Source organism: Pseudomonas sp. UTLPPB19802, assembly GCF_059730225.1.
Genome location: NZ_AP048545.1, coordinates 4,855,976 through 4,874,538 on the forward strand (window position 1 = coordinate 4,855,976; position 18,563 = coordinate 4,874,538).

General features: G+C 63.2%; 20 protein-coding genes. 10 read left to right on the plus strand and 10 right to left on the minus strand.

The window, feature by feature from the left end; all coding sequences use genetic code 11:
- Window positions 1-8: 8 nt before the first annotated feature.
- From AC6I6U_RS20925 to AC6I6U_RS20935, 3 genes are read right to left on the minus strand one after another with little or no spacing between them, the layout of a single operon-like run.
- Window positions 9-1,451, minus strand: a complete 1,443-nt coding sequence (locus tag AC6I6U_RS20925) for an efflux transporter outer membrane subunit (protein ID WP_497877930.1) — start codon at window positions 1,449-1,451, stop codon at window positions 9-11.
- The gene (locus AC6I6U_RS20930; RefSeq protein ID WP_497877931.1) at window positions 1,448-3,028 is read right to left on the minus strand and encodes a DHA2 family efflux MFS transporter permease subunit; all 1,581 of its coding nucleotides are present in this window, start codon (window positions 3,026-3,028) and stop codon (window positions 1,448-1,450) included. Before AC6I6U_RS20930 ends, AC6I6U_RS20925 begins: the two co-directional genes overlap by 4 nt.
- Entirely contained in the window at window positions 3,021-4,145 is a 1,125-nt protein-coding gene (locus AC6I6U_RS20935) for an HlyD family secretion protein (protein WP_497877932.1), read from the minus strand. The genes AC6I6U_RS20930 and AC6I6U_RS20935 overlap by 8 nt, the downstream gene beginning before the upstream one ends.
- Before the next feature lie 103 nt (window positions 4,146-4,248).
- Here AC6I6U_RS20935 and AC6I6U_RS20940 point away from each other — a divergent pair, with 103 nt between their 5' ends.
- From AC6I6U_RS20940 to AC6I6U_RS20955, 4 genes are all read left to right on the plus strand, one after another.
- Complete coding sequence (locus AC6I6U_RS20940; protein ID WP_497877933.1) at window positions 4,249-4,959, plus strand: CerR family C-terminal domain-containing protein; 711 nt, start codon at window positions 4,249-4,251, stop codon at window positions 4,957-4,959.
- Between the two features lie 99 nt (window positions 4,960-5,058).
- Entirely contained in the window at window positions 5,059-5,634 is a 576-nt protein-coding gene (locus AC6I6U_RS20945; RefSeq protein WP_497877934.1) for an NAD(P)H-dependent oxidoreductase, read from the plus strand.
- 76 nt (window positions 5,635-5,710) lie between these two features.
- Window positions 5,711-6,100, plus strand: a complete 390-nt coding sequence (locus tag AC6I6U_RS20950) for a MerR family transcriptional regulator (RefSeq protein ID WP_497877935.1) — start codon at window positions 5,711-5,713, stop codon at window positions 6,098-6,100.
- Between the two features lie 729 nt (window positions 6,101-6,829).
- On the plus strand, window positions 6,830-7,399 hold the full coding sequence (locus AC6I6U_RS20955) for a hypothetical protein (protein ID WP_497877936.1): 570 nt from the start codon (window positions 6,830-6,832) through the stop codon (window positions 7,397-7,399).
- 6 nt (window positions 7,400-7,405) lie between these two features.
- On the opposite strand, the gene AC6I6U_RS20960 is transcribed toward AC6I6U_RS20955, so the two are convergent.
- From AC6I6U_RS20960 to AC6I6U_RS20970, 3 genes are read right to left on the minus strand one after another with little or no spacing between them, the layout of a single operon-like run.
- Window positions 7,406-7,972, minus strand: a complete 567-nt coding sequence (locus tag AC6I6U_RS20960) for a nucleotidyltransferase family protein (RefSeq protein ID WP_497877937.1) — start codon at window positions 7,970-7,972, stop codon at window positions 7,406-7,408.
- A gap of 15 nt (window positions 7,973-7,987) precedes the next feature.
- A complete protein-coding gene (locus tag AC6I6U_RS20965; RefSeq protein ID WP_497877938.1) occupies window positions 7,988-8,278 on the minus strand; it encodes a hypothetical protein in 291 nt (96 codons plus the stop codon).
- A complete protein-coding gene (locus AC6I6U_RS20970) occupies window positions 8,275-8,907 on the minus strand; it encodes a DUF998 domain-containing protein (protein WP_497877939.1) in 633 nt (210 codons plus the stop codon). The genes AC6I6U_RS20965 and AC6I6U_RS20970 overlap by 4 nt, the downstream gene beginning before the upstream one ends.
- 139 nt (window positions 8,908-9,046) lie before the next feature.
- Here AC6I6U_RS20970 and AC6I6U_RS20975 point away from each other — a divergent pair, with 139 nt between their 5' ends.
- The gene (locus AC6I6U_RS20975; RefSeq protein WP_497877940.1) at window positions 9,047-9,925 is read left to right on the plus strand and encodes a LysR substrate-binding domain-containing protein; all 879 of its coding nucleotides are present in this window, start codon (window positions 9,047-9,049) and stop codon (window positions 9,923-9,925) included.
- Here the strand turns inward: AC6I6U_RS20975 and AC6I6U_RS20980 are convergent, their stop codons facing one another.
- The 4 genes from AC6I6U_RS20980 to AC6I6U_RS20995 form a co-directional block, all read right to left on the minus strand.
- On the minus strand, window positions 9,926-10,711 hold the full coding sequence (locus AC6I6U_RS20980) for a sulfite exporter TauE/SafE family protein (RefSeq protein ID WP_497877941.1): 786 nt from the start codon (window positions 10,709-10,711) through the stop codon (window positions 9,926-9,928). It lies immediately after the preceding gene.
- A gap of 232 nt (window positions 10,712-10,943) precedes the next feature.
- Entirely contained in the window at window positions 10,944-11,717 is a 774-nt protein-coding gene (locus AC6I6U_RS20985; RefSeq protein ID WP_497877942.1) for a class I SAM-dependent methyltransferase, read from the minus strand.
- Between the two features lie 43 nt (window positions 11,718-11,760).
- Complete coding sequence (locus AC6I6U_RS20990) at window positions 11,761-12,312, minus strand: DUF4174 domain-containing protein (RefSeq protein WP_497877943.1); 552 nt, start codon at window positions 12,310-12,312, stop codon at window positions 11,761-11,763.
- A gap of 69 nt (window positions 12,313-12,381) precedes the next feature.
- The gene (locus AC6I6U_RS20995) at window positions 12,382-13,284 is read right to left on the minus strand and encodes a LysR family transcriptional regulator (protein ID WP_497877944.1); all 903 of its coding nucleotides are present in this window, start codon (window positions 13,282-13,284) and stop codon (window positions 12,382-12,384) included.
- Between the two features lie 142 nt (window positions 13,285-13,426).
- Here AC6I6U_RS20995 and AC6I6U_RS21000 point away from each other — a divergent pair, with 142 nt between their 5' ends.
- From AC6I6U_RS21000 to AC6I6U_RS21020, 5 genes are all read left to right on the plus strand, one after another.
- On the plus strand, window positions 13,427-14,125 hold the full coding sequence (locus tag AC6I6U_RS21000; RefSeq protein WP_186688494.1) for a CoA transferase subunit A: 699 nt from the start codon (window positions 13,427-13,429) through the stop codon (window positions 14,123-14,125).
- A gap of 34 nt (window positions 14,126-14,159) precedes the next feature.
- A complete protein-coding gene (locus AC6I6U_RS21005) occupies window positions 14,160-14,819 on the plus strand; it encodes a CoA transferase subunit B (protein WP_497877945.1) in 660 nt (219 codons plus the stop codon).
- Between the two features lie 14 nt (window positions 14,820-14,833).
- Window positions 14,834-16,012, plus strand: a complete 1,179-nt coding sequence (locus AC6I6U_RS21010; RefSeq protein WP_497877946.1) for an acetyl-CoA C-acetyltransferase — start codon at window positions 14,834-14,836, stop codon at window positions 16,010-16,012.
- Between the two features lie 592 nt (window positions 16,013-16,604).
- The gene (locus AC6I6U_RS21015) at window positions 16,605-17,063 is read left to right on the plus strand and encodes an REP-associated tyrosine transposase (protein WP_497877947.1); all 459 of its coding nucleotides are present in this window, start codon (window positions 16,605-16,607) and stop codon (window positions 17,061-17,063) included.
- A gap of 717 nt (window positions 17,064-17,780) precedes the next feature.
- On the plus strand, window positions 17,781-18,548 hold the full coding sequence (locus AC6I6U_RS21020) for a DJ-1/PfpI family protein (RefSeq protein ID WP_497877948.1): 768 nt from the start codon (window positions 17,781-17,783) through the stop codon (window positions 18,546-18,548).
- Window positions 18,549-18,563: the final 15 nt, after the last annotated feature.

An 18,563-nucleotide genomic window follows, 5' to 3' on the forward strand; every position in this document is an offset into this window, starting at 1 on the left:
GCAGGGCCTCAGGTGCCTGCCGCTGCTACCCCCCAGCCCAGGCCCAGCGACTTGTGCAGCGCGGCAAAATCCTTGAGCAGTTGCGCATCCCCCGCCACGCGGTTCTGCTGGGCATCGAAGCGGGTCCGCTCGGCATCCAGCCAATCCAGGGTACTCGCGGTACCGGCGCGGTAGCGTTGCCGGGTCAGCTCCGCAGCACGCTCGGCGCTGGCCTGGATGCCGCGCAACGCCACCACGTGTTCGCGCTGCTGGCCGTAACGGGCCAGGGCGGTATCGGCATCACGTAGCGCTCCGAGTACCGTGCCGCGGTACTGGGCCGCGGCCACATCGCGCCCGGCTTCGGCACCTTCGACGCCCGCCTTGACCCGGCCGAAATCCAGTACATTCCAGGTCAGCCGCGGGACCACCAGCCAGGTCGCGTTGTCCTTGCGTGCCAGATGCCCTGGGTCGCCGGCACTGAAACCCAAGTCACCGTAGAGGCTGAGCTTGGGAAACCAGTCGGCGGTTTTCTCGCCGATCTGGGCATTGGCCGAAGCCAACTGGCGCTCGGCGGCGCGAATGTCCGGGCGGGACTTGAGCAAGGCGACGGGATCGGCGAGCGGCACCTGCGCCGGCACGCTCGGCAACGGCTGGACAGCCTGCAGGCGGCTGTCCAGCACACCCGGTTCCAGGCCGCACAGCGTCGCCAGTTGATCGAGCGACTCGATGATCTGCGCCTGCAGCGGCGAGCGCTGCGAGCGGGTGGTATCGGCCTGGGTGATGACCTGCTCCAGTTGCAACTGGCTGGCGACACCACGGCTGCGACGCTGGCGGGTCAGGTCCAGCGCCTGCTGTTCCAGCTCGCTGGAGGCATCGACCAGGGCCAGGCGTTGCTGACGGTCGCGCAAGTCGACATACGCCTGCACCACTTCCGCCGCCAACTGCACCTGGGCATCCGCCAACTGCGCGATGCTGGCACCGGCACTGGCATCGGCCGCCTCGATCGCCCGGCGAGTACCGCCGAACAGATCGGCCTCCCAGCTGGCATCGAAATCGACCAGGTACAGGCTCAGCGGCCCTCGCCCGCCACCGCCACCCTGGCCACCACTGAACTGGCTGATATCCGGCGAGCGCGTGCGCAACATCGTGGCGTTGGCCGAGAGTTTCGGCCGCCCGGCCGCCTGCTCGCTGGCCAGGCCCGCGCGCGACTGGCGCAACCGCGCCTCGGCCTCGGCAATGTTCGGGCTGTTGCGCAGGGCCTGGCGCACCAGCTCATCGAGCTGGCTATCGCCCAGGCCGTGCCACCACTCGGCGGGAGCCGGAGCGCCGGTCTCAAGGCCGCCGGCATGGGGCAGGTGACCAGCAGCCAGGGTTCGTTCGGCCACCACCGGTGCGCCAGCGTAATCAGGGCCCACGGTGCAACCAGCCAGCGCGGTGAACACGGCAGCAGCCAGTAAGGTCTTTTGTATCATCGTGCAGCACCTTGAGGTTGGCGGGTCTTGAGAAGCAAGGCCAGGGGAATGCAGGCGAGCAGCGCCAGCCCCAGCAGCAGGAAGGCTTCGCCGTAGGTCATCACCAGTGCCTCGCGGGCGATGGTCTGCGCCAGTTGCCCGAGCGACTGCATCTGGGCATGGGCCTGGTCGCCGCCACGGGCGAGGAAGGCCGCCGTGCTGGCGGCCAACTGGTCCTGGGCCAGGGTGCTGTTGGCGTTCACCGACTCGCGCAGCATGGCATCGTGAAAATGCTCGCGGCGGTCGACCAGCACCCCGATCAACGCCAGGCCGATCGAGCCGCCCAGGTTGCGTGCCATGTTGTAGAGCCCGGCGGCGTCACCGGCCTCCTCGGTCTTGACCGCCGACATCGAGGCCTGGTTGAGCGGCATCATCGCCAGGATCTGGGCAAAGCCGCGCATGATCTGCGAGCCCCAGAAATCATGGCCGACACTGTCGGCCGTGAGCCCCACGTCGAGCAGGCAACTGACACAGAACAGCGCCAGGCCGATGCTCACCAGCCAGCGCGCCTGATAACGCCCCAGCAGTTTGGGCAGCAGCGGCATCATCAGGAACGCCGGGATGCCGGAGAGCAGCATGATCGAACCCGCCTGCTGGGCGTTGTAGCCCGACACGTTGCCGAGAAACTGCGGCAACAGGTAGGACACGCCGTAGATCCCGGCACCGACCACCGAGACGATCAGGATCACGCTGGCATAGTTGGCATTGCGCATCAGGCCGAGGCGGATGATCGGTTGCCGGGCCGTCAGTTGGCCGAGGGTGACCAGCACGAAGCCAAGCACCGTCAGCAGGCTCAGCGAGAGGATCATCGGCGAGTCGAACCAGCGCTCGCGCTGGCCCTCCTCCAGCACCACGGTCAGCGAGCTGAGGCCGACCGCGAGGCCGACGATGCCCAGCCAGTCGGCCTTGAACAGGCGTTCGAGGTCGACCTTGTCCGGCTTCAGGCCGGTCCACAACAAGGTCACCAGGGCAATGCTCACCGGCAGGTTGAGGAAGAAGCACCAGCGCCAGCTGACGTTTTCGGTCAGCCAGCCGCCGACCACCGGGCCCATCAGCGGCCCCAGCAGCACGGTCAGGCCGAATACGCTCATGCCGATGGACAACTGATGCTGCGGCAGGCGGGTGCGGATGATGGTTTGCGCGGTAGGGATCATCGCCCCGCCGGCAAAGCCCTGGCCGATACGCCCCGCGATCATCGCACCGAGACTGTCGGAGGCGCCGCAGTACATCGAGAACAGCGTGAATAGAATGGCCATGGCCATCAGGAACCGACGCAGGCCGAATACCCGGGTCAGCCAGGCCGCCAGCGGGATCATGACGATTTCCGACATCAGGTAGCCGGTGCTGATCCAGGTGCCTTCGGTGCCGGTCGCGCCGATCTGGCCCTGGATCTGCGGCAACGCCGAGTTGGTGATGGAAATGTCCAGGGTCGCCAGCAGCGCACCGAGCGAGCCGGCGGCCACGGCGATCCAGTCGGACAGTGCGGCATTGGCCGGGCGGGCGCTGACAGCGCCTGCCCCCGGTGTGGTGTCAGCCATGCTTGGCATCCGCGGCACTGCGGGTATCGACATCGACGGTCACCGACAACCCCGGCAGCAGTACCGACCGCAAGGCCTCGGGGATATCCAGGACGATGCGCACCGGGACCCGCTGGACGATCTTGGTGAAGTTGCCGGTGGCATTGGACGGTGGCAGCAGTGCGAACTGCGCGCCGGTACCCGGCGAGATACTGTCGATGTGTCCGGCCAGCGCCTGGTTCGGCAAGGCATCGACGTGCACGGTGACTTCCTGGCCGGGGCGCATGGTGCCGATCTGGGTTTCCTTGAAGTTGGCCGTGAGGTACAGCGACTGGACCGGGACGATGGTCAGCAGCCGGGTGCCCGGCTGGGCGAACTGGCCAACCCGCACCGTGCGATCGGCCACGCGCCCGCTGATCGGGCTCTTGAGCAGCGTGTCCCCCAGGTCGAGGTCGCTCTGCCGGGCACTGGCCTGGGCCACGGCCAGTTGCGCCTGGGCCTGCTGCAGTTGCGCCTTGAGCGTACCGACCCGCACCTTCGCCGCGCGTAGCGCAGCCTGGCGCGAGACCAGCGTAGCCTTGGCGCGAGACTGTTCGTTGGTCAGGCTGGCCAGGCGCTCCTCGGTCTCGGCCCCCGAGCGGGCCAACGGTGCATAGCGCTGGACCTGGCCACGGGCATGGTGCAGGTCGGCCTCGGCGCCGCTCAGTTCCGCCTGCGCCTGGGCAATGCTCGCATCCTGCTCGGCCAGTTCGGCCTCGGCCCGCGCAACATCGGCCTCGCGCGCCTTGACCGTGGCCGAGGACTGCTCGGCAGACGCCTGGTAGTTGCCCCGATCGAGCCGCGCCAACGGCTGGCCGGCCTCGACCTGCTGGTTGTCGGCCACCAGCACCTCCGCGACATAGCCACCCACCTTGGGCGCGACGGTCATGCTGTCGGCCTGCAGGTAGGCATCATCGGTGGTCTCGATGAAACGCCCGACGCTGTACCACTGCACGGCCCAGACCAGCCCGCCGATCCCAGCCAGTGCGGCGAGTCCGAGCAATACCCGTTTCGGTTTGCGACGATTGGCCGGGGGCGCCGGGTTGTCGGTGGCAGGTTGCGTAGGGGCTTGCTGGTCAAGCGGGCGATGGGCAGACATGGGGCCGGGTTCCGAATTTATTCCACTTGGTAAAAAATCGCCTTTTGAGGGCTTTTATGTCAAGTGATATATTTTCAAAACGTTTCCCAGCAGATGCATTTCAATGGCCCGACATAAAACCACTGCCGAAGGCGGCTACCAGCGCGGCGAAGAGACCCGCGCACGAATCATCGAGAGCGCCCTGCGGCTGTTCGGCGAGCGTGGCTTCGAAGGCGCGTCGACCCGCGACATCGCCACCGATGCCGGGGTCAACGCCCCTGCCCTGCAGTATTATTTCGACAACAAGGAAGGGGTCTACCGGGCGTGCGTGGAGTACATTCTCGATCGCGTGTGGGAGCAGTTGGCCGCGCCTATCGAACACGCCGAGCAGGTGTTGAGCGAAGACGACTGCGACGACCAGCGCCTGATGGACACCTACCTGGCGCTGCTCGGCGGCTTCATCACCTTCATCCACGACAGTCCTCCCAGCCGCGACTGGCGCCTGTTCATGGCCCGCGAGCAGGCCGGCCTGGGTCCTCCCGGCACCCTGGAACGGATGGACGACCGCCTGCACCGGCGCATCGGTCGGGTAACCACCGGGCTCATCGGCCGACTCACGGGTTTGCCGGCCGATGATGAGCGCACGCTGATCCGCACCTTCGCGATCAACAGCCAGGGCCTGGTGTTCCGTGTATTGCGTCGGCAGGTGCTGGGGGTCCTGGGCTGGCAAACCATCGACCGCCAGCGCATGGAAACCGTGCGCGAAGTACTGCTGGGACAGACCCGGCTGACCTTGCAAGCCCTGCTCAACGAACGCGGCACCGGTAGCCTCTGAGGAATCGGGTCGATAACGGCGCGCTTGAACACCCGGCCATTGACTCTCCCGTTAAGGGCACACCCTACCCTGGGCTTTCATATTCAGGATGCGGTGATGATGAGCAAACGAGTTCTGGTGATTCTGGGCCACCCTGGCGCCGAGAGTTTCTGTGGTGCGCTGGCTGAACACTATGCCGAGGCGGCCAGAAGCGCCGGGCATGACGTACGAATGCTGCGGCTTGGCACACTGAACTTCGACCCGGTGCTGCACGAAGGCTACCGGCAGGTCCAGCCGCTGGAGCCGGACCTGCTCCAGGCCCAGGCGGACATTACCTGGGCCGAGCACCTGGCATGGGTCTATCCGATCTGGTGGGGAGGTATCCCGGCCCTGATGAAAGGCTTTTTCGACCGGACCTTCCTGCCCGGTTTCGCGTTCCGGTACCGCGAAGGCAAAGCCTTCCCCGACCCGCTTCTGAAGGGGCGCACGGCAGACCTGCTGGTGACGATGGATACACCGCCGTGGTACTTCAAATGGGTCTATCGCATGCCCGGCCTGCACCAGGTGCGCAAGACCACCCTGCAGTTCTGTGGCATCAGGCCATTGAAGACCCTGATGTTCGGACCGCTGTTCGGTTCCAGCGACCTGCGGCGAAACACCTGGCTGCAGCAGGTCGAGGCCATCGCCCGCCGCTGACAGCTCCGGGTTCCCGACGGTATGGCACTGTGCAAAGATGCGGCACCGCCCCCATCCCGCTCGAAAAAGGACGTTCATGTACATCGGCAAGGCCGCCCAACTGTCGGGCACGACCGTCAAGACTATCCGCCATTACGAAGACATCGGCTTGCTGCCGCCACCCCGGCGCGAAGGAAAATACCGGGTCTACAGCCAGCAAAGCGTCGAGCTGCTGACGTTCATCAAGTGTGCCCAGCAACTGGGTTTCAAGCTCAAGGAAATGCAGGCGATCCTCAAGGACCATCAAGGCCAGGAATTGCCCTGGGCGGTGGCGAGCAAGGCCATCGCCGATAAAAAGCAGGAACTGATGGCGCAGATCCAGGGGTTGCAGAAGATCCATGCGGGGCTGGAGGCGTTTGAAAGCAGCCTGAGGGAAGCCAGGGACCAATGTTGGCTTGGGCATCAACCATCTGATGGAAAGGCATAAGGAAATAGCATGTCCAATAGGCTCGCCGACCTCGGCGGCGCCAGCGGTCAAGAGGTCCCGAATGATCGCTTTCGTTGGGAAAACGATGTTTCGAGCAACGGCTTGATATTCTTCCCAGGTTTCAAGTTGCCTCACAATATCGCCTCCCAATGAGTACCCTTTTATAGGGAGCGGTGTTTTTGGGGGACATGAACGAGCCCGCCACGGTTCTATGCGAGTTGTATCAGCGGCAGTCGAACAATAGAGACGAAGTTAATATCAAAAAGCCATGCCATTGGATTGGTGCGGATGGGATCAGCGCAAGAGTTCTGTTGTTGTTAGCCCGCGGCTCTTACAACCCAAAGCTCGTCCGCATCGCTCTAAGGAAGATGCCAAAAGATAACTGGACCACGTCGAAGACGATCGAGCCCGCGGACATCCAGCTTCCTGCCGGGGCAGAGTATTCGGGGCTCGCTCCGTGACAACGGACGCCAGGGAAACCAAGTATTGTAAGCAACACGAAACACTCTCTTGAAGTTTGTCGAACAGTTCAAACATTTGATCATTTAGCGGGAATACGGATTGACTCACCAGTCACTCTTGTCTATACCGTTCCCCAAGGGGTGGAACCCGGTAATCGACGGTCTTTGGAAAGACCGTTGCGAGTTGAAGTAACTGTCCCCCCTTCTGGTACTGAAGTACGCGAAAGGGAGCCGGATCATTCGCGTTGTCACGGAAGGACAAAACGCCTTGAGCATTCTCGACAGCAGTATCAAACCGTCTCCAGAAGACCAGACTGATCGTTTCACCGTGCGCCATCTCGGCGATTGGTTGGTGTTCTGCCTGATTCTCTACATCAGCAGCGAACTGGACCGCCTCCTGGGGCTCTGGCTACTCCTGATCCCCCTCCTCGCCGCCCCTGCCCTGATCGCCTCCTGCAGCTTCGTCGTAGGGTTCGTGGCCAACCTCTGGAAACGTCGCTGGAAACGCCTGGTCTCGGTTGTCGTCGCCCCGGTCGTCACCGTTGGCCTGTTGACCGCGTCGTTCCACTATGGAGTGGACGCCGGCTGGGTCAGCTTTCAGCTGAAGCGGCATATCTACCTGGAAATGATCCGCAGCCTGCCACAATCGTCCGCGAAGTATCAGGAGTGGAGTTGGGGCTCGACGGGCGGTGATGTCGGCACCAACGTCACCTACACCCTGGTCTACGATGAAACCGACAAGCCACTGACCCAGCCGAAGAACGAGCGGCGCTGGCAGGAGAATGCGTCGGTGCAGCCCTACGGGCATCACTTCTTCCTGGTGACCGAGCTGCTCTGAGCATCGTTACGCTTCAGGTGCCATGATCTTCAGCCAGGGCCATCTGGCCTGATAGCTTCTCGCTTTCAGCTCGAACAGCTTCGGTTCCGGGTATCCGGGGTTGATGCGAAGAATGCCCTGCTCCACGTCAGTCAGTCCGTACGGCGCATAGACTTCGCCCGTGCGGACATCCAGCCCGATGCACGTCCCGGCAATCAGGTAGCGATCGATACCCTCCCTGGAGGAATGCAGTTGGGAATAAGGCCGACCAAAGCGCTCGCCATACCAGAGATGCACCCTGGCCTGGTTACGGACCTCGATGTTCACTCCAAGATCCTGGAAAAGTTGCTCGACCGAGCGGATGACAACGTCCTCGGCCTCCCAGGACAGGCCCTCGTCAAAATAGAAAACGTCGTAGTCCTTTATTCCCCAATCCGCCGATAGATCAGCCTGGTGATTCCAGACCGCCTGGAACAGGCAGCCTGCGGTCAGCATGCACTGGTCCAGGCCCAGCGAAGGCAAGCGCGAGGCGATCTCGGCGTTTACCGGGTTGGCCATGGCGAGGCTGATCAGGCTGTCGACGGTCAATGTCATGGGCGCACCCTAGGCTCAGTTGTTCGCACAAACGCGATACCGGATTCGTCGATCGAACTCGTCGTCCGGGTTCTCATGGGTTTCCAGCACCTCAAGGAACCCGGAGCGCTCAAGACCTATCAGGTCCTGGAGCGTCCACCCAGCGGGAAAGTCACTGGAAACATCCCTGCCCTGATGCTCGACCCAATGGGAAACCCCGAAAGGCAGGTAGCCCAGCCACTCCGACTGGTAGATGATCTCGTCGACCCCACTGGCTACCACGACCGCTTCGATCCTGCCCCGGATGATTGGCTGACGATCACTCATGATGCTCCCGATTTCCCGCGCAAGGCGAATACCGCCAGCACCGCGACCCAGATCACCGAAACACCATAGTTGAGTCGCTGGTACAGGCCAAACAGGTGCCCGTCGGCGAAGGCCTTGGCCATCATCGCCACCGTGGCGATCGACAGGATGACACAGATCGCCGAGAACACGGCAAAGCCGGACGACGGCAGCAGCCGCTTGCCGAGGAACACCCACAGCAACGCTGCCAGCGTCAACGAAAGGAACATCACCAGCCCTGACAGGTTATGGACCTGTTGCGAGAATGAGGGTTGAGCCGGCACGCAGCCCTGGTCACAGGAAAAGTAGCCGGCCGCCAGGCTCGCCAGACCATGAACGAAGATCAGTAGCGCACTCATCAACGCCAGTCGCGAGCCGCTGAACTGCCTGGCTATCCCCAGCGCAAAGAGCATGAACCATACGCCCAGCGGGAAGTTATTGAGCCAGGCCGAGAAGCTGTGAGTCGGTGCACCCTCGGCGCCCAGTTGGCTCATCGCCAGTTCCAGATGGCTGTAGCCGGGATAGGCAAGCGCGGTCAGGGCAACGCCCAAAAACAGCCAGAACGGAATCAGTACGCCAAATCCCAGCAAGGCACGATCGGTGGTTTTCACGGTGCAGCACTCCCTTGTCTTGTAGTGGTCAATCCGGGCTCCATGCTAGGAAACACGCGTCTTTCGCGTTACCGATTTTTTTGCAAGGCAGCTTGCGCATGCGTCATGATGCCGCCCCTTGTCCCATGGATGGCCCGCAATGACTCGACGTCTGCCCAGCACCTCCGCGCTGCTCGCCCTGGAAACCGCCGCTCGCCACCAGAGCTTCGCCAAGGCCGCACAGGAACTGTCGCTGAGCGAAGGCGCGATCAGTCGGCAGATCGCCAAGCTGGAGGACTTTCTCGGGGTGCGGCTGTTCCATCGCGTGGGCAACCGCGTCGAGTTGTCCGCTCCCGGCGCCAGCTATGCGGCACGCATGCGCACCGCACTCGCGGACATCGAGCGCCATACACGCCAGCTGATGAGCGACACGCAAGGCACGACCTCACTGGAAATCGGCGTGATCCCTACCCTCGCCAGCCGCTGGCTGATCCCCAGGCTCGCCCGGTTTCGGGAGCGTCACCCGGACATCGAAGTCAATCTGCGCGAAAGGACCCAGCCTTTTTCCCTGGAGGAAAGCGGCCTGCACGCGGCGATCAACTACGAGCATCCCATCTGGCATTCGATGAAGGTGCAACCGCTGTTCGAGGAGCCGGTGGTCGCGGTCTGTCATCCGCGCCTGACCGATACCGCAGCACACGACATGCCCTTGTTGCACAAGCATGAAAGTCCGTACGGCTGGGACCGTTACGCGCAGCTTGCGGGCCTGGCGCTGCCCAACAGCTCGATGGGCCCCACCTACGACCGCTACGCCCTGCTCATTGAGGCAGCCAAGGCGGGTATCGGCATGGCGCTGGTGCCACGACGTTATGTCGAGCAGGAATTGAACGAAGGGCGGCTCAGTGCGCCATGGCCAACGTTCCCCCAACTGAGCGAACGTTATGTCCTGGTTACACGGCCTGCAGCGGAGCGCACGCAGGCGCTGGAGAAGTTCGAAAACTGGCTGGTCGAGGAAGGTGACCATAACCTTCCAGCCTGATCAGAACACCAGCTTGTAGCCGATGGTGAACAGCATCAGCGCCAGGAAGGGTCGCAGGAGGCCGTCGGATACCCGTCCGGCCAGATGGCTGCCGAAGTAGATTCCCGGCAACGACCCCATCAACAGGAAGCCCAGCAGTTCCCAGTTCATGTTGCCCATGTGGGCATGCCCCAGGCCCGCCACCAACGTCAGCGGTACCGCATGGGCGATCTCCGTACCGACCAGGCGCCGGGTCGGCAGGAACGGATAGAGGATGAACAACGCCACCGTGCCCAGGGCACCGGCACCGATGGAGGTCAGCGCGACCATGGTGCCGAGGACCAGGCCGGTCAGCACCGTCAGGCTGTTCAGTTTCGATGGGCTGATCTGCGAATGGTCGACGCCACGCCGATGGGCGAACGCCAGCAACGACTTCTTGAACAACACCGCCAGCGCGGTCAGCAACAGCACCACGCCGAGTGCCTGCTTGATGATGCGGTTCAGTTCGTCGGGGGCCTGGTGCAGGCTGCTGAGAAACCACAAGGTCAGCAACACCGCCGGCACGCTGCCGAGGGTCAGCCAGCCGGTGATCTTCCAGTCGATGTTGTCGTTGCGCTTGTGCACCAGCACGCCACCGGACTTGGTGATGGCGGCGTAGAGCAGATCCGTTCCCACGGCGGTTGCCGGGTTGATACCGAACCACAGCAGGATCGGCGTCATCAGCGAGCCGCCACCGACGCCCGTCATACCGACGATAAAGCCAACCACCAGGCCTGCCACGACAAAACCGAAATTACCGACATCCATTAGCAAACCCTGGGCGAGACGACAAAAACAGGCGCGCAGCATAGCGGTTAATCTTATGACCGTTTATAAAAATAAAATCTATCGTTATAACCAGAGTAATCATTTGATACCGACGAATTCGCTGCTACAGCAGAATTTGTCGACGCTTTGACAGAGGAATTTTCCCTACTGTGAGGGGTTATTCCACTATGGCAGAGAACCGGCTCAACAAGGCGCAAGGCCGCATGTGGCGTCAGTCAAGGCGCATGCAGTGATAGGCTTCGGTGCGATAGGGAAACGCAATGGTCTCCCGGCCACGCAAGGCGGGATGGCTCAGGATCAGGTCCTGCAACTGTCCGAGCACCTGGGCCTTGCCGGCTTCTGGCAAGGCGGCGATGAAGCTGACCGACAGGAAGCGGTCGATGATCACTTCCTGCGGCGTCCCCACATGGGTGTACTCGAAACAGGTCAGCTCCGGCGCCGAGAAATGGCGACTGTTGTTGAAAGGCAAGCGCCAGGCGCCGCTGTGAAAGCGCGGGGTGTCACCCTCGTAGGGCGTGATGATCCGGGTGATCTGCGCCACCCAATCCACCGACTCGTCGCGTACGTTCCACACCAATCCGAGTCGCCCACCCGGCTTGAGCACCCGATGGATCTCGGCCAGCGCAGCTTCATGGGCAAACCAGTGGAAGGCCTGGGCGCAGGTCAGTGCATCCGCTGAGGCACAATCCAACGGCATGCTGTCGGCGGTACCCGATAACGCCCGAACCTGCGACAGCCGTGCAACCAGCTCGGCACGCATGGCGTCCACGGGTTCGATCGCGGTCACCGTTGCTCCGGTCTCCGCAAGCAGACGGGTGAACTTGCCAGTCCCGGCGCCCAGATCAACCACCTGGCTGCCAGGACCGGCACCCAAGGTGCCCCGCAACCACGGCTGCAAGCCGGCGGGATAGTCAGGGCGCCCGTGGGCATAGGTCTTGGCTTCGGCACTGAAACCGACTTGTGCCGCCTTGTGAACACCCGACATACCGACGCCCTCCGCAGGTCAATGGCGCGAAATACTACGCGGATCAGTCATCCAGATCCTTGGGCGCAGCGGGCGCCTTGCCAGGTTTGGCGCCCTTCGCCGGCTTGGCCTCGGCAGCGGCTGCTGGCGCAGGTGGCGTCGGCGCGACGATTTCCTTCTCTGAGGCCGGCAACGCGTCGACCGCCTTGAACACATCGGCCAACGGCAACGGCCCTTCGTGTTCGATGGTTCTCTGCTGACCGTCCTTGCCGACCAGGATCACCGTGGACTTGCCTTCCGGCGTGACGCCCAGCTTCAGCCCGCGAATCAGCGCCATGGTGCTCGGCTGCTCCATGAACTTGTCGGCACGCTTGCCCACGGTCTGAGCCACTTCGTAGAGCACCAGTTGGCGCTCATCGAATGCCTTGCGGTTGGCCGGGTCGTCGAGTGCCTTTTTCAGCCCGACCAGGGTCGGGTCTGCGGTACTCGGCGCGATCACCACCAAGGCACGGGATTTTCCGAAATCCTGGGCCAACGGAGAGTCGACATCGGCGGCCAGCAACGGACCAGACGCGAAGATCGACAGGGCGGCGAGTGTCAAAGACCGGACGAACATACACACCTCCTTTGAATATTCATGGGGTAATGATTGCGCATCGTAGGAAAAGATCCACACAGGGCCGAGTTATTTCTCAAAATTCAGGTAACGGGATCTTTCTTCCAGCAGGATATCGAACAGCGCCTGGGCCGCCGCGGACAGCTCGTGCCCCGGTTTGGTCAGCACACCGATGGCCCGTTCGACCACCGGCTCATGCAGGGTGATACAGCGTGCGCCCAGCTCGCGCATCTGCCCGACGCACAGCGCCGGCACCGCGCTTACGCCCAATCCGCTGGCGACCATACGCCCCACTGTCGCCAACTGGTGGCTCTCGAACTCCACCGGCAGGGTCATGCCCCGGGCATGCAGGTGTTCCTCGAGCATCACCCGCACATTGGACGGACGCTGCAAGGTAATGAAGGGCTCGCGCAGCAAGGTGTCCCAATCGATCTCGGTGGCTTCGGCCAGCGGCGAATCCGCCGGGACCACGGCCACGAAACGATCCATATACAGCGGCGTGAAACGCAGCGACGAGTTCTGCAGCGGTTCGAAGGCCACGCCCAGTTCCACCTGGCGATCGCCGACCATCTCCAGCACCTGCTCGTTGACCACATCGTTCACCGCTACATTGACCTGAGGGTAGCGCTGGCGAAAGATCCTGAGGATCGGCGGCAGCAGGTTGCCGGCGAACGATGGCATCGCCGCCAGGGTCACCCGGCCGCGCTGCAGGGTGAAACGCTGGCGCAATTCATCTTCGGCATTATCCCAGTCGGCGATCAGCCGCCGGGCCAGCGGCACCAGGGCCTCGCCCTCCGGGGTCAGGGCAACGTTGCGGGTGTTGCGGCTGAACAGGCGCCCGCCCAGTCCGTCCTCCAGGGCCTTGATGGTCAGGCTCAGGGCCGATTGCGACAGGAACAGGCGCTCGCCCGCCACGGCGAAGCTCAGGCTCTGGGCAACGGCGAGAAAGGCCCTAAGCTGTTTGACGGTCATCGATGTTTTCCCGTGGCGACTGGCGATTATTGAGATTTATCAATCAATCAAACCTAAAAATCAACTTAACAAATATATTTCCCGGAGCAACACTCTGTCGAAAGGCCTCTCGGCCTACGAACAACAAAAGAGGATCATGCATATGGCAGGTTTCGATAAACGCGTGGCGTCCTACGAGGAGGCCCTCGCCGGCCTCGAAGACGGCATGACCGTACTCTCCGGCGGCTTCGGCCTGTGCGGCATCCCGGAAAACCTCATCGCCGAGATCAAGCGCCGGGGCACCCGCGACCTCACCGTGGTCTCCAACAACTGCGGCGTCGACGGTTTCGGCCTCGGCGTGCTGCTGGAAGACCGGCAGATCCGCAAGGTAGTGGCCTCCTACGTCGGCGAGAACGCCCTGTTCGAGAAGCAACTGCTCAGCGGCGAAATCGAAGTGGTGCTGACGCCACAAGGCACCCTGGCCGAGAAGATGCGCGCTGGCGGCGCCGGTATCCCGGCCTTTTTCACCGCCACCGGTGTCGGCACGCCGGTCGCCGAAGGCAAGGAAACCCGCGAGTTCAATGGCCGCCCGTACCTGATGGAAGAGTCCATCACCGGTGACTTCGCCATCGTCAAGGGCTGGAAGGCCGACCACTTCGGCAACGTCATCTATCGCCACACCGCGCAGAACTTCAACCCGCTGGCAGCCACCGCCGGCAAGATCACCGTGGTCGAAGTCGAGGAAATCGTCGAACCGGGCGAGCTGGACCCGGCGCAGATCCACACCCCGGGCATCTACGTCGACCGGATCATCTGCGGCACGTTCGAGAAGCGCATCGAACAGCGCACCGTGCGCAAGTAATCCCCCGGCCCCTCGACTTACGGAGAACAAGAACATGGCACTTTCCCGCGAACAAATGGCCCAGCGCGTCGCCCGCGAGCTGCAGGACGGCTTCTACGTGAACCTCGGCATCGGCATCCCGACCCTGGTCGCCAACTACATCCCGGCCGGCATGGAAGTCATGCTGCAATCGGAGAACGGCCTGCTCGGCATGGGCGCCTTCCCCACCGAAGACACGGTCGACGCCGACATGATCAACGCCGGCAAGCAGACCGTCACCGCCCGTACCGGCGCGTCGATCTTCTCCTCAGCCGAATCCTTCGCGATGATCCGCGGCGGCCATATCGACCTGACCGTGCTCGGTGCCTTCGAGGTCGACGTGCAGGGCAACATCGCCTCGTGGATGATCCCCGGCAAGCTGGTCAAGGGCATGGGCGGCGCCATGGACCTGGTGGCCGGAGCCGAGAACATCATCGTCACCATGACCCACGCCTCCAAGGATGGCGAGTCGAAGCTGCTGTCCAAGTGCAGCCTGCCGCTGACCGGTGCCAGCTGCATCAAGCGCGTTCTGACGGACCTGGCCTACCTGGAAATCGAAAATGGCGCTTTTGTCCTCAAGGAGCGCGCACCTGGCGTCAGCGTCGAAGAGATTGTCAGCAAGACCGCGGGTAAACTGATCGTTCCCGACCATGTGCCTGAAATGCAGTTTTCCTGATGAGGAATGAAGCGATGCAAGACGTAGTGATTGTCGCCGCCACCCGTACGGCGATCGGCAGCTTCCAGGGTGCGCTGGCCAACGTCAGCGCGGTGGACCTCGGCGCGGCAGTGATTCGCCAGTTGCTGGAGCAGACCGGCCTGGACGGTGCGCAGGTCGATGAAGTGATCATGGGCCAGGTGCTCACCGCCGGTGCTGGCCAGAACCCGGCCCGCCAGGCGGCGATCAAGGCCGGCCTGCCCCACGCCGTGCCGGCCATGACCCTGAACAAGGTCTGCGGCTCGGGCCTCAAGGCCCTGCACCTGGCGACCCAGGCCATTCGCTGCGGCGATGCCGAGGTGATCATCGCCGGCGGCCAGGAGAACATGAGCCTGTCCAACTACGTGCTGCCCGGTGCCCGCACCGGCCTGCGCATGGGCCATAGCCAGATGGTCGACACCATGATCAGCGACGGTTTGTGGGATGTGTTCAACGACTACCACATGGGTATCACTGCCGAGAATCTGGTGAGCAAGTACGACATCAGCCGTGAAGCCCAGGATGCCTTTGCCGCCGCCTCGCAACAGAAGGCCCTGGCCGCTATCGAAGCCGGGCGTTTCGTCGACGAGATCACGCCGATCCTGATTCCCCAGCGCAAGGGCGACCCGGTGGCCTTCGCCACCGACGAGCAGCCGCGTGCCGGCACCACTGCCGAAACGCTGGCCAAGCTCAAGCCGGCATTCAAGAAGGACGGTTCGGTGACTGCCGGCAACGCTTCGTCGCTGAACGACGGTGCGGCTGCGGTGATCCTGATGAGTGCGACCAAGGCCAAGGCGCTCGGCTTGCCGGTACTGGCGAAGATCGCCGGTTATGCCAACGCGGGCGTCGACCCGGCGATCATGGGGATCGGCCCGGTCAGCGCGACCAAGCGCTGCCTGGAAAAGGCCGGCTGGAGCCTCGACCAACTGGACCTGATCGAAGCCAACGAGGCCTTCGCCGCCCAGGCCCTGTCGGTAGGCCAGGAACTGGGCTGGGATGCGGCCAAGGTCAACGTCAACGGCGGTGCCATTGCCCTGGGCCATCCGATTGGCGCTTCGGGCTGCCGGGTGCTGGTGACCCTGCTGCATGAGATGCTCAAGCGTGATGCGAAAAAGGGCCTGGCAACCTTGTGCATCGGCGGTGGCCAGGGCGTGGCCCTGGCGATCGAGCGCTAACGATCAAGGCCTGAACCCCGCTCGCCACCACAAGCAGCACCCCGCACCAATGTGGCGAGCAGGCTTGCCTGCGCTGGGGCGCAAAGCGCCCCCAAAACCAGCCAACGCGGTGCATCAGGAGGAATGGGGAACCTGGGTTGACGGCTGCTCAGCAGCCGAGCGCGGGCAAGCCCGCTCGCCACAAGCGGTACCACCGGGCAATCTGGTAGCTCTCATTGCAGGTAGCGCCACTCACAATGCGACACCCCATCTTAACCCGCACCACAAACCAATGTGGTGAGCAGGCTTGCCTGCGCTGGGGTGCAAGGCGCCCCCAAGCCAGCCAACGCGGTGCATCAGGAAGAATGGGGAAGCTGGAACCCGGGCTCGCGGCTGCTCCGCAGCCGAGCGCGGGCAAGCCCGCTCACCACAGGCGACTTACCCGAACACGGTGTTGTTGCATATCTCCAATGCCAATCCATCTCAGCCAGAGCAGGGAAAACCACCGTCCAGCACATAGAGGTGGCAACACACAGTAAACATATCCTGCCTCCCAGCACTGTTTGCACTGCTAGCGTGAATCAGACTTATCTCAGCAAAAGAGCGCAACGGATTGCGTGCCCGCCCCAACTCTCACCGCCTGCGTACAGGCCGATACTCCGAACCCGGCCGGGCCTATCTCGTTACGGCAGTGGTACATGGGAGATACCCCCTCTTCAGCGACTTGAAATTGGGACGCCTGCTGGTTGCCGAAATGAAAAAACTCCATGAACTCGGCCTCGTGACATCACTGGCCTGGGTGGTCATGCCAGACCACTTCCACTGGCTGTTGCAACTGCACCACACTCGCCTCCCCCAACTTGTCGGCAGCGTCAAATCCCGCAGCACATTGGTCATCAACCGCGCAACGGGCAAGCACGGTCGTTTCTGGCAAAGCGGTTATCACGACAGGGCCATTCGCGATGGTGAAGACCTGCGGGGCACGGCCAGGTACATCATCGCCAATCCTCTACGTGCTGGCCTGGTAGAACGGGTGGGCGACTATCCGTTGTGGGATGCGGCTTGGCTTTGAGTTTCTTCAGCACAATGTTGACTATTGAGATACCGCTCGCCACGGGATGGAACGACTTGACTGGATTGAGTGACCGGGCTTGTTGTGGCGAGCAGGCTTGCCTGCGCTGGGGTGCAAGGCACCCCCAAGCCAGCCAACGCGGTGCATCAGGAGGAATGGGGAACCTGGGCTGACGACTGCTCCGCAGCCGAGCGCGGGCAAGCCCGCTCGCCACAAGCGGGGCCACCAGTCGCTCTCATTGCACGCGGCGCCAGTAACAATGAGACCACTCCCACCTCAAGCAGCACCACGGACCAATGTGGCGAGCAGGCTTGCCTGCGCTGGGGTGCAAGGCACCCCCAAGCCAGCCAACGCGGTGCATCAGGAGGAATGGGGATCCTGGGTTTACGACTGCTCCGCAGCCGAGCGCGGGCAAGCCCGCTCACCACAAGCGGGGCCACCAGTCACTCTCATTGCACGCGGCGCCAGTAACAATGAGACCACTCCCACCTCAAGCAGCACCACGGACCAATGTGGAGAGCAGGCTTGCCTGCGCTGGGGTGCAAAGCACCCCCAAAACCAGCCAACGCGGTGCATCAGGAGGAATGGGGATCCTGGGTTTACGACTGCTCCGCAGCCGAGCGCGGGCAAGCCCGCTCGCCACAGGGGAAAGCAATGTTCCGTCCCCCGACTGCTATCCTCGACTCATGTGTCCATACGCATTGAGCGAGCCCCCGCATGATTCTTGTCCTGCTGCCCCACTGCGACTACGACCCCACCGAAAGCAGCGTCCCCTGGCAGTACCTGCACCGTGCCGGTATCGGGGTGCGCTTCGCCACGCCCCAAGGCACCGTGGCCCATGCCGACCCACGCCTGGTGGAAGGCGGCTTCGGCCCACTCAATCCGCTGCTGATGACCCGCAAGCCCGACCTGGAAAGCTACCGCGCAATGCTCGCCGATCCTTACTTCCTGCAGCCCATGGCCTACGCCGACGTCGACCCCGCACAGTTCGACGGCCTGCTGGTCCCCGGTGGCCATGCCGACGGCATGCGCAGCCTGCTGGAATCCGACCTGGCGCAACGGATCGCCCTGCACTTCTTCAAGACCGACAAGCCGACCGCCTCCGTCTGCCATGGCCCGCTGCTGTTCGCTCGCACCCTCGACCCGGACACCGGGCGATCCGTGCTGTACGGCCGCAAGCTCACCGCCCTGCTGTCGACAACCATGGAACTCGCCGCCTGGCTGATCACCGCACCCTGGCTCGGTCGCTACTACCGCACCTACCCGCAGACCGTCGAATCGGAGATCAAGGCCGTGCTGGCGAGCCCGAGGGACTTCATCAGCGGGCCACCGGCACTGCTGCGTGATTCCGCCAGCAAACCCGAGCGCGGCTTCACCGTCCGCGACGGCAACCTGCTGACCGCCCGCTGGCCAGGCGACTGTCATCGTCTCGCCGTCGAGTGGCTGAAAATACTCAAGAGTTCGCCAGACACCCACGCGCACTGAGGCACCGGCCGCCCG

What these genes read in the sequence shown, in the direction of transcription:
- AC6I6U_RS20925 (WP_497877930.1), bottom strand. Translation starts at nt 1,451, where the DNA reads ATGATACAAAAGACCTTACTGGCTGCTGCCGTGTTCACCGCGCTGGCT.
- AC6I6U_RS20930 (WP_497877931.1), bottom strand. Translation starts at nt 3,028, where the DNA reads ATGGCTGACACCACACCGGGGGCAGGCGCTGTCAGCGCCCGCCCGGCC.
- AC6I6U_RS20935 (WP_497877932.1), bottom strand. Translation starts at nt 4,145, where the DNA reads ATGTCTGCCCATCGCCCGCTTGACCAGCAAGCCCCTACGCAACCTGCC.
- AC6I6U_RS20940 (WP_497877933.1), top strand. Translation starts at nt 4,249, where the DNA reads ATGGCCCGACATAAAACCACTGCCGAAGGCGGCTACCAGCGCGGCGAA.
- AC6I6U_RS20945 (WP_497877934.1), top strand. Translation starts at nt 5,059, where the DNA reads ATGAGCAAACGAGTTCTGGTGATTCTGGGCCACCCTGGCGCCGAGAGT.
- AC6I6U_RS20950 (WP_497877935.1), top strand. Translation starts at nt 5,711, where the DNA reads ATGTACATCGGCAAGGCCGCCCAACTGTCGGGCACGACCGTCAAGACT.
- AC6I6U_RS20960 (WP_497877937.1), bottom strand. Translation starts at nt 7,972, where the DNA reads ATGACATTGACCGTCGACAGCCTGATCAGCCTCGCCATGGCCAACCCG.
- AC6I6U_RS20965 (WP_497877938.1), bottom strand. Translation starts at nt 8,278, where the DNA reads ATGAGTGATCGTCAGCCAATCATCCGGGGCAGGATCGAAGCGGTCGTG.
- AC6I6U_RS20975 (WP_497877940.1), top strand. Translation starts at nt 9,047, where the DNA reads ATGACTCGACGTCTGCCCAGCACCTCCGCGCTGCTCGCCCTGGAAACC.
- AC6I6U_RS20980 (WP_497877941.1), bottom strand. Translation starts at nt 10,711, where the DNA reads ATGGATGTCGGTAATTTCGGTTTTGTCGTGGCAGGCCTGGTGGTTGGC.
- AC6I6U_RS20985 (WP_497877942.1), bottom strand. Translation starts at nt 11,717, where the DNA reads ATGTCGGGTGTTCACAAGGCGGCACAAGTCGGTTTCAGTGCCGAAGCC.
- AC6I6U_RS20990 (WP_497877943.1), bottom strand. Translation starts at nt 12,312, where the DNA reads ATGTTCGTCCGGTCTTTGACACTCGCCGCCCTGTCGATCTTCGCGTCT.
- AC6I6U_RS20995 (WP_497877944.1), bottom strand. Translation starts at nt 13,284, where the DNA reads ATGACCGTCAAACAGCTTAGGGCCTTTCTCGCCGTTGCCCAGAGCCTG.
- AC6I6U_RS21000 (WP_186688494.1), top strand. Translation starts at nt 13,427, where the DNA reads ATGGCAGGTTTCGATAAACGCGTGGCGTCCTACGAGGAGGCCCTCGCC.
- AC6I6U_RS21005 (WP_497877945.1), top strand. Translation starts at nt 14,160, where the DNA reads ATGGCACTTTCCCGCGAACAAATGGCCCAGCGCGTCGCCCGCGAGCTG.
- AC6I6U_RS21010 (WP_497877946.1), top strand. Translation starts at nt 14,834, where the DNA reads ATGCAAGACGTAGTGATTGTCGCCGCCACCCGTACGGCGATCGGCAGC.
- AC6I6U_RS21020 (WP_497877948.1), top strand. Translation starts at nt 17,781, where the DNA reads ATGATTCTTGTCCTGCTGCCCCACTGCGACTACGACCCCACCGAAAGC.